Genomic DNA, 17,942 nt, shown 5'->3' with positions numbered 1-17,942 from the left:
AAGCGGTGTGTCAGCAACATTGATATCAACTGACACACCTTCGCGAGCAGGCTCGCTCCCACAGGTTATGCGCTGGTCTGAGATTAAGGCGCTGCAGGCAAGAGGAAACGGGCGATCACCGGCAAGTGATCGGAGATCCGCAAGGTGTCGTCCTGCCTCACCGTCGCTTCGACCCGTTTGATCCGCGGACTGTAGAACAGGTAGTCGACAGTCCGGTCCGGGCCGTTCAAGCCCGGATCATTCGGGTAATGGGTCAGCCACTGCGCCCGGTCGATGCCGCTGGCTTCGTTGTTGGTCGGGATCATCGGGTATTTGTCCCACAGCACATGCAGCGCGCTGTCGGCGGAGTAGGGCGTGCGTTGCGCGTCGGGCAGGCGTCGATATTGCCCCAGCGGCAACAGGTTGAAGTCCCCACCGATCAACCACGGCGTGCTGCGGCTTTCGAACTTGTCGAGGACTTTGACCGTGGCCGTCACCTGGGATTGCAGTGTTTCGTCGGGCGGGATAACGCGGTCCAGATGGGTGTTGAGCACCGCTATCTGACCGCCGCCGCTCAACGGCAGATACGTGACCAACAAGGCGTTTTTCGGTTTGAATTGGCGGGTGATGAAATTGGCTGGTGCGACCGGTAATTGCAGGCGTTCGGCATGTTCGATCTGGTAGCGGCTGAGGGTGGCCAGCTGCCGGCCGACGCTGCCGAAGATGTGCGGCTCGGGCACGAAGTCGGCTTTCCAGTCGAAGGCGTGAGTGCTGCACGGATACAGGTCCGCGACCCGCTCCTGAAGCAGTTTGAACTGGTTTTGGTAATCGCTGGCCTTGGCGCCGTCATCGAGCTCTTGCAACAGCACGACGTCCGGTTGTTCGTCGCGGATCACCCGCGCCACTTCATCGAGGCTGAAGGCCATGTCTTCGGGCGTAGGTTTTTCGTCATTGCCGGCCGCCAGGTCATTCCAGAACACGTAGCGTTTTCCCGCCAGGTACTGGACGTTCCAGGTCATCACCTTCAGCGCCTGACCGGGCACCAGCGTCGGTGCCTGGGCGTTGCAACTGACCGGCAAGGCTTCCTTGGCTTCGGGGCGCCAGGTCAGGTTGTAGATCAGGGCAATCAGGCCGGCCACGGTCAACAGGCCCAGCAGGGTGTAGCGCAGTAGACGGGTCATGGCTCGGCTTATAGCGTTACAAAAGTTGACCCCGAGCATAACCGAGCGTCGGGTTTAATCCCAAGAGTGAAACGGCCTGCTCAGCAATTAGCCGAAACACGCACCCTGTAGCAGCTGGCGAAGCCTGCGTTCGGCTGCGAAGCAGTCGTTAGTTCAGACCCCGCGTGGTTTCTGGCACACCGTGCATACCGGATTTACGACTGCTACGCAGCCGAACGCAGGCTTCGCCAGCTGCTACAAGGGGGTGCGTTGTTCTTCAAAGAGGGCCGTCAATTTTCTCGGGCACATCATCGATCAGCATGAACAGGCGGAACAGCACCACGCTGACGAACAGTTGCAGGAAGCTGTGGGCGCTGTCGATCAGCAGGGAAACCACCGGGTTCTGCGGTTCCGGGTAAACCGCCAGGGTCGCGCCCTTGAGCACCCACAACGGGCCCATCACACAGAGAATGCACACCAGAATGCGCAGGAAGTTGCCGCGGCTCAGGCGCAGGCTTTCCTTCATCGCCGCCAGCGGTGCGAAGCCGCGCAGCACCAGCAGGTACTCGCCAAACGCCAGGGTCACCATCAGCCAGATGCCCGGCAGGAAATACAGCGACAGGCCGATCAGGATCAGCAAGGTATTGAGCGCAGTGAGCACGGCGAAGCGCGGCCACAGGTAGGCGGCCCTCGCCAGCAGGTCGCGATTGCGCGGTGACTCGCCCCGGCTGCGGGCATCGAGAAACAGAATCAGCGCGGCGGTGTACAGCGGGTAGACCAGCAGGCCGACAATCACGCTGATACCGGGAAAGCTGTCCGGCTCGGTGGAGTGGTCGACCACTTGCTGGAGGACCGCCTCGAAGATTACCAGCGGCAGGCACAGCCGCACGATCTGGCCCAGATTGCGCTTGAAGAAGTACAGAGAGTCACGCAGCACATCGAACGAATTCATCAGTCGGTATCGCAGGTTGAAAGCAGTGGCCCACTTTAACCGATGAAGCGCTTTGGGGCGCAAACGTAAACGTTCGGTAAAGACCATTGAAACATCCTGTATCAGCCTCCATTACAGATGAGCACCTTATCCACAGTGGATAAGGGCGACGATATTCCCGGCAATCTACGAGGTCGCCATGAACAGCGAAGAACAAACCCTGATCGATGGACTGTTTTCCCGGCTGCAACAGGCCGAAACGGACTCAGCCCCGCGCGACGCCCAGGCCGAGGCGCGGATCAAGGAACACCTGACTCGCCAGCCTACGGCAGGCTATTTCATGACCCAGGCGATTCTGGTGCAAGAGGCCGCCATCAAAAGCCTCGACGAACAGAACAAACAACTCGCCCAGCAAGTCCAGCAATTGCAGGCCGAACTGCAATCGGCCAAGGCTCAGCCGGCGGCTGCGGCACCGAGCAGCGGTGGCTTCCTGTCGAGCATCTTTGGTGGCGGTTCCCGTGATCCGCAGCCAGCGCCGACTCAAAGTGCACCCGCATCGAGCGGTGGCGGCTGGCGTGAACCGGCACGGCCGTCGTTCAACTCGCAGCCACCTCAGCAAAACTTCGGTGCCGCGCCGCCTCAGCAGAATTACGCCCCGCAACAGCCTGCCGGCAGCGGTTTCCTCGGTGGTGCGCTGAAAACCGCCGCTGGTGTGGCCGGTGGCGTGATGCTGGCGCAAGGCATCAGCAGCCTGTTCCATCACAATCAGCAGCCGGAAGTGGTTGAAGTGATCAAGGAAGAACCGGCTCAGGTCAACGATCAGAACGGTGACAAGGGCTGGGGCGATGATCAGCGTGTGGCTGACAACTCCAGTGATCAGGGCGGTTTTACCGACGCCGACTACAGCGATGACAGCTCATCGTTCTTCGGCGGCGACGACGACTCCTTCGTCTGATACGCCATTCGTCCGGAGCGCTGCGGCGCTTCGGGCCGATTATTCGCGGAACAATCCTTCAGGCTGGCATACTGGGCAACTTTTCGGGCCTGGTGCCTGATCCTGCCCGCGCTCCGGCGCGCCAACGAGGATGACCGGTGAAAAAAATCGCAGTGTTCGCCGATGTTCAGAACCTCTATTACACCGTGCGTCAGGCCTATGGTTGCCATTTCAACTATGCCGCGCTGTGGGCTGATATCAGCAAACAGGGCGATATCGTCGAGGCCTATGCCTACGCCATCGATCGCGGCGACAGCAAACAACAGCAATTCCAGCAGATCCTGCGCAACCTCGGCTTCGTCGTGAAGCTCAAGCCCTACATCCAGCGTAGCGATGGCTCGGCCAAGGGCGACTGGGACGTGGGCATCACCCTCGACATCATGGACGCCGCCGATCATGTCGACGAAGTGGTGCTGGCCTCCGGTGACGGTGATTTCGACATGTTGCTGGAGCGCATCATCACCAAGCACGGGGTGCAAGCCGTGGCCTACGGCGTGCCGGGCCTGACGGCCAACTCGCTGATCCGCGCCGCCAGCCGCTACGTGCCGATCGAAGGCGCGCTGCTGCTCAAGAATTGATTTTTACGGAGTTGAAACAGGTTTGGAACGCATAGCAGTCATCGACTTTGAAACCACCGGGATCTCCCCGAGCAGCAGCTGCCGGGCCACGGAAATTGCCGTGGTGATCCTTGAGCAGGGGCGCATCGTCGAGCGTTACCAAAGCCTGATGAATGCCGGCGTGCGCGTCCCGGCCTTCATCGAACAACTCACCGGCATCAGCAATGCGATGCTGCGCACCGCGCCATCGGCCGAGCAGGTGATGAACGAAGTCAACGAATTCGTCGGCATCACACCGTTGCTGGCCCACAACGCCGCGTTCGACCAGAAGTTCTGGGACTTTGAGCTGGGGCGGATCAAACGCACACGCTTGCAGAACTTTGCCTGCTCGCTGCTACTCGCCCGCCGTTTGATGCCCGCCGCGCCGAACCACAAACTCGGCACGCTTACCACGTTCGCCAACCTGCCTCACACCGGTAAAGCTCACCGGGCCATGGCCGATGCCGAGATGGCGGCCAACCTGACGGCGCATTTGGCCCAGGAGTTGCGGCACAAGCACGGGTTGCGCGAGTTGTCCCATGATCTGCTGGTTAGCTTGCAGAAAGTGCCGGCGGCGAAGATCAATGAGCATCTGAAGCGCCATCGCGGGTTCTGACTGAAACACCACAAATCCTCTGAATGACACACCACAAATCCCCTGTGGGAGCGAGCTTGCTCGCGATGGCGATTTATCATTCAGCATTGATGTTGACTGACACGCCGCTATCGCGAGCAAGCTCGCTCCCACAGGGACTGCGCCGTTTCAGATTCTGCCATTCCCCTCCAACTGCCCCAACGGCACGCGCTTCTCTATTGCGCTCGACAATACAATCGACGTCTTGCTGAACCCGAACTTGGCGATCCGGTTGATCAACTCTTCCAGTTCCGGCATCGAGCCCACGGCCGCTTGCATGATCACGCACGGATCCCCCGTCACTCGATGGCATTCGGTCAGTTGCGGGATTTTGATCAGGTCGTCGTAGGCCTTCTGATTACCGTGTTGGTTCAAACGCAGTTCGATCACGCACTGGATCGGCAATCCCAGCTTGGCCATGTCGACTTTCGCCTGATAACCGGTGATCACCCCGCAGGCTTCGAGTTTGGCCACGCGCTCGGCTACGGCCGGGGCGGACAGGTTGACCTTGCGCGCCAGGTCGGCGTAGGACGCACGACCGTTTTCCAACAGGGCGCTGAGGAGCATGCGGTCGTATTTGTCCATCGTCGGACTCCTGAAAAATGACTGACTTTCGAAAACACGGTTTATAGCGATGATCTCCGTGTTTTGAAAAGTGTACCGGCGCTATAAACAGGTTTTGTAACTTATTTTACGCCGCTGGCCTTTCTAGAATAGCTGTTCACTTGTCTTGCCTACGAGTTGCCCCATGCCTGGCTTACGTCGTTTTCCCTTACCGTTGATCGCTGCCTTTTTCGCGTTGTACGTGATTTGGGGCTCGACTTACCTGGTGATTCGCATTGGCGTGGAGTACTGGCCGCCGTTGCTGCTCGCCGGCATCCGCTTCGTGATCGCCGGGACGTTGATGTACGCGTTCCTGCGTTGGCGCGGGGCGCCGGCACCGACCTGGGCGCAGTGGAAAGCTGCCGGGATCATCGGAATTTTGCTGCTGGCGTGCGGTAACGGCGGGGTGAGCGTGGCCGAACACATGGGTGTCGCTTCGGGTGTGGCAGCGTTGGCGGTGGCGACGGTGCCGCTGTTTACCTTGCTCTGCGGATATTTCTGGGGCGCGCGTAATACCCGTCTCGAATGGGCCGGGATTGTGCTCGGGCTGATCGGCATCGCCATGCTCAACCTCGGTTCCAACCTGCAATCGAGCCCGCTGGGTGCCGCGTTGCTGATATTCGCCGCAGCTTCCTGGGCATTCGGTTCGGTGTGGAGCAAACACTTGCCGTTGCCACAAGGCGCGATGGCCAGTGCCGTGGAAATGCTGGTGGGCGGCGTGGCGTTGCTGATCGGCAGTGCACTGAGCGGTGAGCATCTGGAGGCCATGCCGCCGATCGAAGGCTGGGCGGCCCTGGCCTACCTGACCTTCTTCGGTTCGATCATCGCTTTCAACGCTTATATGTATCTGTTGAAAAACGTGCGTCCGGCGGCGGCCACCAGTTATGCCTACGTCAACCCGGCCGTGGCGGTGTTGCTGGGAATCGTGTTTGTGGGCGAGACCATCGGTATCGAAGAAGCATTGGCCATGGCGGTGATCATCAGCGCCGTGGTGTTGATCGGGTTGCCGCAGTGGCGTCGAACTCCCGTTCAACCTGCCGTAGCGGTGCCGACAGAATCGAGCGTGAATTAGGGTAAACTGCGCGCCATTGCACACTCGTTTTGCACAACCGCGCTGATTTTTCCTACGGTAATCCCATGACTTTCGCCTCCCTTGGCCTGATCGAACCCTTGCTGCGCTCTCTCGAGACGCTCGGCTACCAGACCCCGACGCCGGTTCAGGCGCAAGCCATTCCGGCGGTACTGGCCGGTCGCGACCTGATGGCCGCCGCCCAGACCGGGACGGGCAAGACCGCCGGCTTCGCGCTGCCGCTCCTGCAATTGCTGGCCATGGAAGGGCCGAAAGTGGCGTCTAACTCGGTGCGCGCTCTGATCCTGGTGCCGACCCGCGAATTGGCCGAACAGGTTCACGAAGCCGTGCGTCAGTACGCCGAGAACCTGCCGTTGAGCACTTACGCGGTGTACGGCGGCGTCAGCATCAACCCGCAAATGATGAAGCTGCGCAAGGGTGTTGACGTGCTGGTGGCGACGCCGGGTCGTTTGCTCGACCTGTATCGCCAGAAGGCCCTCAAGTTCAATCAGCTGCAAACCCTGATTCTGGACGAAGCCGATCGCATGCTTGATCTGGGTTTCTCCGAGGAACTGGGGAATATCTACCGCGTGCTGCCCAAGCAACGTCAGACGCTGTTGTTCTCCGCGACTTTCTCCGACGCGATCCGCTTGCTGGCTGGACAAATGCTCAACGATCCACTGAGCATCGAAGTCAGCCCGCGCAACGTGGCGGCCAACACCGTCAAGCAATGGGTGGTGACGGTCGACAAAAAGCGCAAGCCGGAGCTGTTCATCCATTTGCTGCGCAAGGGCAAGTGGAAGCAGGTGCTGGTGTTCGCCAAGACCCGCAACGGCGTGGATGCGCTGGTGGAAAAACTCCAGGGGCTGGGCATCAATGCCGACGGCATCCACGGCGACAAACCTCAGGCAACCCGCCAGCGCGCACTGGACCGTTTCAAGGCCAGTGAAGTGCAGATTCTTGTGGCCACCGACGTCGCGGCCCGTGGTCTGGATATCGAAGATTTGCCATTGGTGGTCAACTTCGACCTGCCGATCGTGGCGGAGGACTACATCCACCGGATCGGTCGTACCGGTCGCGCGGGTGCAACCGGGCAGGCGATTTCGTTGGTCTGCGCCGATGAAGTGAATCTGCTGTCGGCCATCGAGACGTTGACCCGTCAGACATTGCCTCGCCAGATGGAGCATGACTTCGAGCCTGAGCACCGGGTGCCGGATACCGATGCCAGCGGTCAGGTGGTCAAGAAGCCGAAAAAACCGAAGAAGCCGAAGACCTCCGGTGGCGGTAAACGCAACTTGGGTAAATGGGTCGAGAGTGGGGATGCTTCGGCGCCGGAGCCTTCGATCAAGCCTGTGCGGAAGGTGCCGGTGTTTAATACTGGACCGCGTAAGAAGAAGCCTTGATGGTGTGATCGGCTTGAGATCCAGCCCCTCACCCTAACCCTCTCCCCAAGGGGCGAGGGGACTGACCCAGTTGTTCTTTCGAGCTACATCGACCTGAGAAATCGAGTCGAACTCAGGCTTGAAAATCATCGGGATCTGCTCCCTTTCCCCCTCTCCCCACTGGGGAGAGGGCTGGGGTGAGGGGTGGATATTGAAGGCTGTAGTAGTACGTGCGGCAAACAAATCACACCCCTCGCTTCAACCACTCCACCATCCCCAACCCTGCCGCGCGCCCACTGGCGAAACACGCGGTCAGCAGGTAGCCGCCGGTCGGCGCTTCCCAATCCAGCATTTCTCCCGCGCAGAACACGCCAGGCAGTTGCTTGAGCATCAAACGCTCATCCATCGACTCGAACATCACGCCACCGGCGCTGCTGATGGCCTCGTCCAGTGGGCGGGTTTTCACCAGTGTCAGTGGCAGCGCTTTGATCGCTTTGGCCAGCAGCGCCGGATCAGCGAAGCATTCGGCTGGAGTGAGTTCGCGCAGCAACGCCGCTTTCACACCATCGATCCCGAGCTGACTGTGCAGGTGTTTAGCCATGGAGCGTGAACCGCGCGGTTTGCTCAGCGCAGCCTGAACCTTATCCACAGGCTTGCCCGGTAACAGGTCGAGGTGAATGGTTGCCGAGCCGTGCTGATTGATAGCTTCGCGGATCGGCGCCGACAAGGCGTAGATCAAACTGCCTTCAATCCCGGTTGCCGTGATCACACACTCCCCGAGCCGCGGCACGTCGTCATTGAGGCCAATGGCGATGTTTTTCAGCGGTGCGCCGGCGAATTTGCTGACCATCAACTCGCTCCAGGCCTGCACCTCGAAGCCGCAATTACTCGGTTGCAGCGGCGCGAGTCCTACGCCGCGTTGTTCCAGTGGCAGCATCCAGGCGCCGTCCGAGCCGAGGCGCGACCAGCTGCCGCCACCAAGGGCCAGCAAGGTTGCGTCAGGCTTGACGGTTTTTTCACCCTCGGGGCTGTCGATGCGCAATTCACCGCTGTCATCCCAGCCGAGCCAGCGGTGACGGGTGTGGATAACGACGCCGGCATCTCGCAGGCGTTTGAGCCATGCACGCAATAAGGGGGCGGCTTTCATGTCTGTAGGAAAGACTCGGCCGGAACTGCCGACAAAGGTTTCGATGCCCAGGTCATGAATCCATTGGCACAGCGCATCAGCGCCAAATGACCGCAACAGCGGCGCAATCTGCGGCGCGCGTTCGGCGTAGCGTGCGAGAAATGCCGGGTAGGCTTCGGAATGGGTGATGTTCATGCCACCCACGCCGGCCAGCAGGAATTTTCGCCCCACCGAAGGCATGCCGTCGTACAGATCAACCTTGATCCCGGCCTGACTCAGCACTTCGGCCGCCATCAAACCGGCGGGGCCGCCGCCGATAATGGCAACGTGAGAAGAGGAGGAGGGCGAGGGCTGGGTCATGGCGAGAGCTGCGGCGTGGCGGAATAAGCCGCGCATTCTACCAGCACGAATCATTGTGGGAGTTGTTGAAGAAACTGATCAAAAAACAACCACCCCTTTGCAGGCTATATCCAGTCTGGGCTGTAGGACCTTTCACTCAGGTTATCCACAGGCAGTTCCACAGGCATTGTGGGTAAAGACCCACACCTCAATGACAACCTGATGACTGCCAGACCCGTTGCGCGCTGTGATGCAGGATCCCATGACGGCGCGCCAACGCCTTGCGGTCCTTGCTGTAGCCGCCGCCGATCACCCCGACCACGGGAATATCCCGCCCCAGGCAATGACGCATCACACTTTCATCGCGAGCGGCGACACCTTCGTCTGTCAGCTTCAGGTAGCCGAGCGCGTCATCTTTATGCACATCGACGCCGGCGTCGTACAACACCAGGTCAGGTTGGTAGAGCGGCAGCAAATAATTGAGCGCATCGTCCACCACCTTCAGGTAGTCAGCATCGCCCATGCCCTTGGGCAGTGGAATGTCCCAATCACTTTCGGCTTTGCGTGCAGGAAAGTTCTTCTCGCAGTGCAGGGAAACGGTCACCGCTTCCGGGGTGTTGTGCAGGATCCGTGCGGTCCCGTCGCCCTGATGCACATCGCAGTCGAAGATCAGCACCCGATTCACCCGACCGCTTTCCAGCAGGAAATGACTGATCACGGCCAGGTCGTTGAAGATGCAGAACCCGGCAGGATGGTCGTAGTGAGCGTGATGGGTGCCGCCGGCCAAGTGACAGGCCAAACCATGTTCCAGCGCCTGCTCGGCCGCCAGCAGCGAGCCGCCAACCGCACGTACTGTGCGCCGGGCCAGCGCTTCGCTCCACGGCAGGCCGAGGCGCCGCTGGTCTTCGCGGGACAACTCGCCGCCCATGTAGCGTTCGATATACGCAGGGTCATGTGCGAGCGCGAGAATCTCTGGCGGGCAGAGCTCGGGGCGCAGGAGGTCGGCGTCGCGAGTCAGTCCGCTGTCCACCAGGTGATCGCGCAGCAGGCGAAACTTGTCCATGGGGAAGCGGTGATCCGCCGGGAACTCGGGACTGTAGTCTTCGTGGTAGATCAGGGGCAGGGGCATGGCTGATTTATACAGGACGGTAGGTAGGAATGGGTGAAGGATCCTACCAGCGATGTAGACTTGCGGCATGGGAACGGGGGGCATGATGGAACCGATACTGGAACTCGAGAGCGCGCGACTGTTGTTGCGGCAGTGGAGTGATGAGGATTTGCCGGAGTTTGCGGCGATGTGCGCCGATCCACAGGTGATGCGATATTTTCCGGCGCCCTTGAGTCGACTGGAAAGTGCTTCGTTGATCGGACGGATTCGTGGCCATTTCGCCGAGCATGGCTTCGGTCTCTGGGCGCTGGAACGCAAGGACACCGGGGCATTTATCGGTTTTACCGGGCTCGCAGAGGTCGGCTTCGACGCGCGTTTTACCCCGGCCACCGAAATCGGCTGGCGCCTGGCCCGCGAGCACTGGGGCCTTGGCTACGCCAGTGAAGCGGCGTGGACCGCTCTGCGCTGCGGGTTTGACCGGTTGGCACTGAAAGAAGTCGTGTCCTTCACCACCGAAACCAACACGCCGTCGCAGAAAGTCATGCAGGCAATCGGCATGCACCATGATTCAGCCGATGATTTCGACCACCCGATGCTCGCGGCCGATCATCCCCTGCGTCACCATGCGCTGTACCGCATCACCCGTGAACAATGGCTACAAACCTTGCATGGATAAGCCGGCACGGACGTTTACAATGGCTCCCATGGGCCCTGGCCAGAAATTGAATCGACCGTCGCAGCCAAGACTGCGCGGCATGCGTTGTGTGAGGAGAGTCTGAATGAGCCAAGTGTTGGATGATCTGGTTGACCTGCTGACCCTGGAACCGATCGAAGAAAACCTGTTCCGTGGCCGCAGCCAGGACCTGGGTTTTCGTCAGCTGTTCGGTGGTCAGGTGATCGGTCAGTCCCTGTCGGCGGCCAGTCAGACGGTCGAAGAAGCGCGCCATGTGCATTCGATGCACGGCTATTTCCTGCGTCCCGGCGATTCCGCGTTGCCGGTGGTCTATCAGGTTGATCGGGTGCGCGACGGTGGCAGTTTCAGCACGCGTCGCGTGACGGCGATCCAGAAGGGCAACCCGATTTTCACCTGCAGTGCGTCGTTCCAATACGACGAAGAAGGCTTCCAGCATCAGGCCGAGATGCCGGTTGTGGTCGGCCCGGAGAACCTGCCGTCGGAGCTGGAACTCACTCAGCAGCGCGCGCACCTGATCCCCGAGCACATGCGCGAAAAATTTCTGTGCCCGAAACCGATCGAGTTCCGCCCGATCACCGAGAAAGATCCCTACAACCCGCAGCCATCCGATCCGATCAAGTATGTCTGGTTTCGCGCCGACGGTGCCTTGGCCGATTCTCCGGCGCTGCATAAATACTTGCTGGCCTACGCCTCGGATTTCGGTCTGTTGACCACGTCGATGCAGCCCCATGGCAAATCGGTCTGGCAGAAAGACATGCAGGTCGCCAGCCTCGATCACGCGCTGTGGTTCCATCAGGATCTGCGTGCCGATGATTGGTTGCTGTACGCGATGGACAGCCCATGGGCCGGCAATTCCCGTGGTTTCTCCCGTGGCAGCGTGTTCAACCGCGCCGGGCAACTGGTGGCGTCGGTCACTCAGGAAGGCCTGATACGCCACCGCAAGGATTGGGCATGAGCCTGGCCGAGGTGCGGCACTGGGTGTTCGACATGGACGGCACCCTGACGGTGGCCGTGCATGACTTCGCGGCGATCCGCGTGGCGTTGGCGATTCCTGCCGAAGACGACATCCTGACCCACCTCGCCGCGCTGCCGGCCGATGAAGCCGCCGCCAAACATGCATGGTTGCTGGAACACGAACGGGACCTGGCGCTCGGTTCGAAAGCGGCACCGGGTGCGGTAGAACTGGTGCGCGAGCTGGCCGGGCGCGGTTATCGCCTGGGCATTCTTACGCGCAATGCTCGCGAACTGGCGCATGTCACGCTGGAGGCGATCGGCCTGGCCGACTGCTTTGCGGTGGAGGATGTGCTGGGCCGTGATGAAGCACCGCCAAAACCGCATCCCGGTGGTTTGTTGAAGTTGGCCCAGGCCTGGAATGTCCCGGCCAGTGAGATGGTGATGGTCGGTGATTACCGTTTTGATCTGGATTGCGGTCGGGCGGCAGGGGCGCGGACGGTGTTGGTGAACCTGCCGGATAATCCCTGGCCGGAATTGACGGATTGGCATGCCGCGGATTGTGTGGCGTTGCGGGAAATGTTGTCGGCTTGAGGGAGCCTTCGCGAGCAGGCTCGCTCCCACATTGGTTTTGTGAACACTGAAGATCCCCTGTGGGAGCGAGCCTGCTCGCGATGGCGTCAGATCAGACGCCTCACAACTCACTGACCGAACAACGCCTTCTGCCCCTGCGGCGAGTTAAACATCCCATCCCCGTCATGCCCGACCCCGGGCACTTCAATCAGTTGCTGACTCAATCCTTGAGGATGCAGCCGCTTCAGATAAGCAAAATAATTGCGCCCGCGAGCCAATCGATTGGCTCCCTGAGCTTGGGCCTCACAGCTTTTATCCAACGCCGGCTGCTTCGGGTCGCTGTCCTGCTGCCCAAGTAGATAAACGACATCGCGTTTGACGTAGTTTTCCTCCAACTGCTTGGCTGTTTGCCCTCCTGCGTAGGCGGGTAAATCCGCCAGTCCATATTTCCAGCGATTGAAATTCGGGCAAGCGGCATGTTTGAACGCCACTGGCCGTCGTTCATCGAAGTATGCATAAGACGACGGGTTGGCAATGACGTAACGCACCTGTATGTCGGCCGCCTTGAGCGCTGGCTGATCGTGGCCCAGCAACGCGTATCGCTGCACCACCTGAGCGCCGCCGGAGTGACCGGCGATGACAATTTGCTTCACGTCCGGAAACTGCTTCCGATCGCCGATTCGGGCGATGATTTCGTCGAGCGCCGCGTAGGAGCTTAGGGAAAACGGAGCGGTGGATAAACCGCCCGCCATCCAGTCATTACCCTGCCAGCGCAATACGCTGTCAGCCACGGGATTGGCCGCGACGTCGGTGTCATTGAGAAATTGCGGGGCGAGCACCAAGGTGCTCGCGCTTTGCCCGGCCTGTTCGGCCGCGTGCACGGCGCTCTGGCGATAGGTGTCGGCATTGCGCAATCGACCATGGATGATGATCAGCACGCGTTCGATTTTTTTCGGCGCCGGGCCGATGCCCACCGCGATTTCACCTGCAGTCAGCAGCAGGCGTCCGGGGCTGACTTCCTTGACCGCATGCTCGGCAGCCTGGGCGCTTGCGCAGGTGATCAGTAGAGCTAACAGCCACTTATTCATTTATAGGTTTTTCGCTGCGAAGGTATCGCACTGGCCGACCTGGCCTTGTGCGAATCCGGTTTTGAACCAGCGCACCCTTTGCGCCGACGTACCATGAGTAAATGAATCCGGGACCACGCGCCCCTGACCTTGTTGCTGCAAACGGTCATCGCCGATGGCATTGGCGGCGTTCAAGGCTTCTTCGATGTCACCGGGTTCCAGCCAGTTCAGCCGTTTCTGCGCATTGTTGGCCCAGACTCCGGCGAGGCAATCGGCCTGCAGTTCCTGGCGTACCAGCAAACCACCGTCGCCCTCCATCTGCCGGCCCTGTTGGCGGGCGGTCTGAATCTTTGCCGAAACACCGAGCAAGGTCTGCACATGGTGTCCGACTTCGTGAGCGATCACGTAGGCCTGAGCGAAGTCGCCAGCGGCGGAAAAACGTTGGGACATTTCCTGGAAGAAACTCATGTCCAGGTAGACCTTCTGGTCTGCCGGGCAATAGAACGGGCCGGTCGCCGATGTCGCCAGACCACAGGCCGAATTGATGCGGTTGCTGAACAGCACCAGGGTCGGATCTTTATATTGACGACCGGCCTGCTGGAAAATCTGACCCCAGGTGTCTTCGGTATCGCCGAGGATCGAGCGCACGAACTCGGCCCCTTCATCATTGGCCGGCGGCGCCTTGCGGGTTTGAGTCGGGGCCGGTGCTGATTGCTCGCTCATCTGCCCGGTCAGTTGCCCGAGGATTTGCATCGGGTCCTGGCCGGTGATCCAGCCGATCCCGACGATCAAGATTATCGCCGTCAGGCTCAGACCCTTACCGCCACCAAAGCGCATCCCGCCACCGCCACCGCCGACATCATCGCCACGGGCATCGACCACGTTGTCGCTGCGTCGGCCTTTTTTCCATAGCATGTGGGAACCCTCTGATTGTCCGTGGGATGAGTGTTGCTGCTGAGTGGGAGCGGCGCCAGTCCGGTCGTCCATCTTTTGTTGCGCACAGCAGCCTTCCCGGCAACCTGTGGTGGGTGGCCGGGAGTCTTCCAGACTCGTATTGAACACGGACAACCCATCTAATTCCTTCCGGCGACGGGTTTTTATCGAGCAGGCGACCGCCTGCGTCGAGTGAATCACCGGTCGAACGCATCCCACACCGGCGCAAAGTCCGGGTTGACCTGGCGCTCGCGTTTGGACAAACCGGCGATCAACGCACGGTCTTCGTCATCCAGATTCACCTCGAGTGCTGCCAGGTTGGCCAGTTGATTGGCCTGGCTGCTGGCTTTAGGAATGGCGGCCACGTTCGGTTGATCAAGCAGCCACTTGAGTGCGACCTGTGTTGGCAGGACTCCGTGTTTTGCGGCGATCTGCTGAATGTGCGGGATGTCCGAGACCTTGTTGCGGGCCAGTGGCGTGTAGGCCGTCAGCGCCAGGTCATGTTGACGGGCGTAGTCCAGCAGAGCGTTTTGTCCGAGCAGTACGTGGTATTCGACCTGGATGGCTGACAGCGGCGTCCCCAGTTCCTCGACGACTTTGCGCAACAACGGCAGTGGAAAATTCGCCACACCGATGTTGCGCGCCAGTCCCTGTTCCTTGAACGACACCAGGGTCTCGATCATGCGCGACAGGTCCCAATCGGTGGTCGGCCAATGGATCATGAACAGGTCAACGTAATCGCTGCGCAAGGCCTTGAGGCTGCGGTCCATGGAATGGCGCATGGCATCGGGTTGAAGCTGGTCCCACCAGACTTTGGTGGTGACGTGGATGTGATCGCGAGGGGTAGGACTGTTCACCAGCGCTTGGCCGACGGCGTCTTCATTGTTGTAGGCCGCGGCGGTGTCGATGTGCCGATAACCCAATGCCAAGGCCTGTTCCACGGCGCGTGTGCATTCTTCGCCGAGCATCGGCCAGGTGCCGAGGCCGAGTTTGGGCATGTTCAAACCCTGTGCGTTAACGATGCGCTGCATAGTCGATCTCCTGTTCGTAAGCGGTAATGCCTGCGATATGTCGCGCGGCGATGTAGCCGAAGGTCAGCGCCGGGCCCAGATTGATGCCGCCAGCGGGGTAGTGGCCGCCCATGATGCTGGCCATGTCACCGCCTGCTGCGTACAGCCCGGTGATGGCCTCGCCCGATTCGCCAAGAACCTGAGCATGTTGATTGACCTTGAGGCCGGCGAAGGTGCCGAAGCAGCCGGGCTGGACCTTCACGGCATAAAACGGACCTTGTTCGATCGGGGTGACGCAAGGGTTGGGTTGCTGCAACGCATCGCCCTGTTTGCGGTTGTAAGGCGTCGAACCGCGACCGAACAGCGGGTCTTCACCATGGCGCGCGTGCCGGTTGTATTCGGACACAGTGCTGCGCAGACCGGTCGGGTCGATGCCACAGGCCTCCGCCAATTCTTCAATCGTGTTACCGGTTTTCAGATAACCGCTGCGGATAAAGGATGACAGCGGCAGCGGAAATGGCCGAGAGATACCCAGGCCATAACGCCGCTGAAAGCCATGTGTGCAGACCAGCCATGAGGCGACTGCTTCACCCTTCGGCGCGGCGGCGACCATGGCCGTCACATAGTCGTAGTAGCCGTTGGCTTCGTTGACGAAGCGCTGGCCGTTGCTCAACACGCCGATGATCCCCGGTTTGCCGCGCTCGATGATGTGCGGGAAGTGGCCGAGGCTGCCGTCCTTGTGTGGCACTTGCGAAACCGGCGCCCAGGCGACCGGCGACGCCAGATCGGTGTTGACTCGGGCGCCAACGCTTTCGCCCAATCGCAGGCCATCGCCGCAGACGCCGAGGGGTGGCAGTGCCAGGTGCTCATGCCCGGTTGGCGTACGGGGAAACAATGCCTTGCGTCGCGCAATGTCATTGGCAAAACCGCCGGCCGCGAGCACCACGGCCTTGCGCGCATGGATGCGGACCTTGCCTTTGGTGGTGCTGACCACCGCGCCTCGGACCTGATCGTTTTCGCGCAGCAGCTCGGTAACGGGCGCCGACTCCCAGAGCAATACGCCGAGGTCTTCGGCGGATTTTGCCAACCGAGCCACCAGCGCGACGCCGTTGACCAGTTGCATCGCCCGACCATGAACAGCGAGGTCGAGCAGGTGCCGCGAAAAGCGCCGGGTCACGTGCCAGGCCGCCGACAGCGAGCGCGTCAGGTTGAGAAAGGCCGAGAGGTCCGCGCCTGCCATGATTGGCATGCCCATGAACGACGTTTCCCGCAGGGTCTTGCGAAGACGCTTAAGCAGCTTACCGACTTTTCGCCCGTCATAAGGCGCAGCGATGACCGAACGTCCTCCCGTGCCGGCGCCCGGTGTATCGCCATGGATATCGGCAATGGCGTTGCCGTCGGCAAACTGCATCGAGGTGTGCTGCTCAAAGAACGCCACCATCCGCGGCCCGGCTTCGAGGAAAGCATCTATCATGGCCGGCTCGTAACGTTCGCCCAATTCGTGTTTCAGGTAAGTGCGCGGTTGCTCGACGTCTTCGACGATCCCGGCACGCCGGGCCAAGGGGTTGCACGGCACCCAGGCCCAACCACCGGACCATGCCGTGGCGCCACCGAACACCGGATCCTTTTCAACCACGATGACTTTCAAGCCGTGCCACGCAGCGGTCACTGCAGTAGATAACCCAGCCGCACCGGAGCCGACGATGAGCACGTCGCAATCGATATCCGGGAGATTTTTTGATTCGGCAGGCATCGTCTGAAGCTCCAGCGGTTTGTATTTTTTAGAATTTGATTCCAGAAAATATAGGAGCGGAATCGCGCTCGGCAATCTTTCACCGGGTAAAGCGGGCGGTTATCGGACAGTGGGTTCCAGATTTCGCATTCGGTCGGTTGTCTTCTAGAATCGGACAAATTTTGTGTGGAACCTCCCATGGCCGGCAGTCAGATCGAACGTGTTTTCAGCGTGCTTGAAAGCCTCACCAGTGACCCTCGTGGCCTGCCGATGCAGACGCTGGCGGAGCAACTGGATATTCCCAAAAGCGCGACCCACCGGTTGCTCGCCGAGCTGATTCGGCTGGGTTATGTGCGACAGAATCCGGAGAACCTGCGGTATCACCTGTCGACCAAACTGGTGGCCATGGGTTTCCGTTACCTGTCGGGCAGCGGCGCCGATATTGTGCAGCCGGTGCTTGATCGCCTCGCCCAGGAAACCGGTGAGCTGGTGCGGCTTGGGGTGATTGAAGGTGAGCGGCAGATCTGGATCGCCAAATCCCAGGGCGCCCGTTCCGGCCTGCGCTACGACCCGGACATGGGCCGCGATGCGCCGTTGTTTTACACCGCGTCGGGGCATGCGTGGCTGGCGTGCATGAGCGATGCCGAGGCGTTGTCCCTGGTCGAACGGCAGGGTGGCGAGCGGCCGAAGGACCTCGGGCCGAATGCACCACGTTCCAACATCGAATTGCTGGAACGTCTGCGTATGGCGCGGGAGCAGGGTTATGCCTGGGTGGAGGAGAGTTCGGCGGTGGGCACCTCGGCGATTGCTGCGGTGGTGCGACATCCGAGTGATGGTCGAGTCATCGGTGTGCTGAGCATCGCCGGGCCCAGCGCGCGGATGCCGGGGGCGCGACTGCATGAGTTGGCGCCGCTGTTGTTGACGTTTACCGATGAGCTGTCGGCGGCCAGCCTGGCGTCGGAGCTGTTCAGCTGATTGATGTGTGCGCTGTTCGCACACTTTTTCGGTTTGCTTGTGTAAGAATCTGGAACCAGGTTCTAAATTATTGGAATTCGCTCTTC

The 17,942-nt window shown here is 60.5% G+C and carries 18 protein-coding genes; 9 read left to right on the top strand and 9 right to left on the bottom strand.

The genetic code is table 11. The features are described 5' to 3' along the window. Nucleotides 1–83: 83 nt before the first annotated feature. Both AC3IUE_RS28385 and AC3IUE_RS28380 read right to left on the bottom strand, forming a co-directional pair. Nucleotides 84–1,160 carry an endonuclease/exonuclease/phosphatase family protein gene (locus AC3IUE_RS28385; protein ID WP_489264377.1) on the bottom strand — a complete coding sequence of 359 codons (1,077 nt, stop codon included), beginning with the start codon at nt 1,158–1,160 and terminating at the stop codon, nt 84–86. Nucleotides 1,161–1,416: 256 nt separating this feature from the next. Then, nucleotides 1,417–2,091 (bottom strand): YciC family protein, encoded by a 675-nt coding sequence (locus AC3IUE_RS28380; RefSeq protein ID WP_489264376.1) that lies wholly within the window; start codon nt 2,089–2,091, stop codon nt 1,417–1,419. 178 nt (nt 2,092–2,269) lie between these two features. Between AC3IUE_RS28380 and AC3IUE_RS28375 the strand changes: the two genes are divergently transcribed. The 3 genes from AC3IUE_RS28375 (at nt 2,270) to AC3IUE_RS28365 (ending at nt 4,276) form a co-directional block, all read left to right on the top strand. Further along, entirely contained in the window at nt 2,270–3,025 is a 756-nt protein-coding gene (locus AC3IUE_RS28375; protein ID WP_489264375.1) for a DUF2076 domain-containing protein, read from the top strand. Between the two features lie 137 nt (nt 3,026–3,162). Next, a complete protein-coding gene (locus tag AC3IUE_RS28370) occupies nt 3,163–3,642 on the top strand; it encodes a LabA-like NYN domain-containing protein (protein WP_046048735.1) in 480 nt (159 codons plus the stop codon). A gap of 22 nt (nt 3,643–3,664) precedes the next feature. Continuing rightward, entirely contained in the window at nt 3,665–4,276 is a 612-nt protein-coding gene (locus tag AC3IUE_RS28365) for a 3'-5' exonuclease (RefSeq protein ID WP_033054214.1), read from the top strand. A gap of 147 nt (nt 4,277–4,423) precedes the next feature. Here AC3IUE_RS28365 and AC3IUE_RS28360 read toward each other — a convergent pair whose 3' ends face one another. Beyond that, a complete protein-coding gene (locus AC3IUE_RS28360; protein WP_102615750.1) occupies nt 4,424–4,879 on the bottom strand; it encodes an Lrp/AsnC family transcriptional regulator in 456 nt (151 codons plus the stop codon). Nucleotides 4,880–5,042: 163 nt separating this feature from the next. Here AC3IUE_RS28360 and yedA point away from each other — a divergent pair, with 163 nt between their 5' ends. Next, the gene (gene yedA, locus AC3IUE_RS28355; RefSeq protein ID WP_489264374.1) at nt 5,043–5,969 is read left to right on the top strand and encodes a drug/metabolite exporter YedA; all 927 of its coding nucleotides are present in this window, start codon (nt 5,043–5,045) and stop codon (nt 5,967–5,969) included. Nucleotides 5,970–6,034: 65 nt separating this feature from the next. Then, nucleotides 6,035–7,369 carry an RNA helicase RhlE1 gene (gene rhlE1, locus AC3IUE_RS28350; RefSeq protein WP_046048739.1) on the top strand — a complete coding sequence of 445 codons (1,335 nt, stop codon included), beginning with the start codon at nt 6,035–6,037 and terminating at the stop codon, nt 7,367–7,369. A gap of 223 nt (nt 7,370–7,592) precedes the next feature. Here the strand turns inward: rhlE1 and AC3IUE_RS28345 are convergent, their stop codons facing one another. Both AC3IUE_RS28345 and AC3IUE_RS28340 read right to left on the bottom strand, forming a co-directional pair. After that, nucleotides 7,593–8,834: a TIGR03862 family flavoprotein gene (locus AC3IUE_RS28345; RefSeq protein WP_489264373.1), complete on the bottom strand. Its 1,242-nt coding sequence runs from the start codon at nt 8,832–8,834 to the stop codon at nt 7,593–7,595. Nucleotides 8,835–9,021: 187 nt separating this feature from the next. Further along, complete coding sequence (locus AC3IUE_RS28340) at nt 9,022–9,942, bottom strand: histone deacetylase family protein (protein WP_056744622.1); 921 nt, start codon at nt 9,940–9,942, stop codon at nt 9,022–9,024. 85 nt (nt 9,943–10,027) lie between these two features. Between AC3IUE_RS28340 and AC3IUE_RS28335 the strand changes: the two genes are divergently transcribed. From AC3IUE_RS28335 to AC3IUE_RS28325, 3 genes are all read left to right on the top strand, one after another. Then, a complete protein-coding gene (locus tag AC3IUE_RS28335) occupies nt 10,028–10,597 on the top strand; it encodes a GNAT family N-acetyltransferase (RefSeq protein ID WP_046048742.1) in 570 nt (189 codons plus the stop codon). A gap of 103 nt (nt 10,598–10,700) precedes the next feature. Continuing rightward, nucleotides 10,701–11,570 carry an acyl-CoA thioesterase II gene (tesB, locus tag AC3IUE_RS28330; protein ID WP_008149206.1) on the top strand — a complete coding sequence of 290 codons (870 nt, stop codon included), beginning with the start codon at nt 10,701–10,703 and terminating at the stop codon, nt 11,568–11,570. Then, on the top strand, nt 11,567–12,160 hold the full coding sequence (locus AC3IUE_RS28325; protein ID WP_046056569.1) for an HAD family hydrolase: 594 nt from the start codon (nt 11,567–11,569) through the stop codon (nt 12,158–12,160). The genes tesB and AC3IUE_RS28325 overlap by 4 nt, the downstream gene beginning before the upstream one ends. Before the next feature lie 107 nt (nt 12,161–12,267). Here AC3IUE_RS28325 and AC3IUE_RS28320 read toward each other — a convergent pair whose 3' ends face one another. From AC3IUE_RS28320 to AC3IUE_RS28305, 4 genes are all read right to left on the bottom strand, one after another. Beyond that, a complete protein-coding gene (locus AC3IUE_RS28320; protein ID WP_046048745.1) occupies nt 12,268–13,227 on the bottom strand; it encodes an alpha/beta fold hydrolase in 960 nt (319 codons plus the stop codon). Next, the gene (gene ypfJ / locus AC3IUE_RS28315) at nt 13,228–14,121 is read right to left on the bottom strand and encodes a KPN_02809 family neutral zinc metallopeptidase (protein WP_489264372.1); all 894 of its coding nucleotides are present in this window, start codon (nt 14,119–14,121) and stop codon (nt 13,228–13,230) included. It lies immediately after the preceding gene. A gap of 215 nt (nt 14,122–14,336) precedes the next feature. Next, nucleotides 14,337–15,170: an aldo/keto reductase gene (locus AC3IUE_RS28310; protein ID WP_489264371.1), complete on the bottom strand. Its 834-nt coding sequence runs from the start codon at nt 15,168–15,170 to the stop codon at nt 14,337–14,339. Next, the gene (locus AC3IUE_RS28305) at nt 15,154–16,902 is read right to left on the bottom strand and encodes an FAD-dependent oxidoreductase (protein ID WP_489264370.1); all 1,749 of its coding nucleotides are present in this window, start codon (nt 16,900–16,902) and stop codon (nt 15,154–15,156) included. The genes AC3IUE_RS28310 and AC3IUE_RS28305 overlap by 17 nt, the downstream gene beginning before the upstream one ends. A 177-nt stretch (nt 16,903–17,079) precedes the next feature. Here AC3IUE_RS28305 and AC3IUE_RS28300 point away from each other — a divergent pair, with 177 nt between their 5' ends. After that, on the top strand, nt 17,080–17,856 hold the full coding sequence (locus AC3IUE_RS28300; RefSeq protein ID WP_489264369.1) for an IclR family transcriptional regulator: 777 nt from the start codon (nt 17,080–17,082) through the stop codon (nt 17,854–17,856). Nucleotides 17,857–17,942 lie beyond the last annotated feature (86 nt).

The sequence above is a fragment of the Pseudomonas sp. GL_093 genome (genome assembly GCF_057837605.1).
This window is presented reverse-complemented; position numbering and strand designations above follow the sequence as displayed.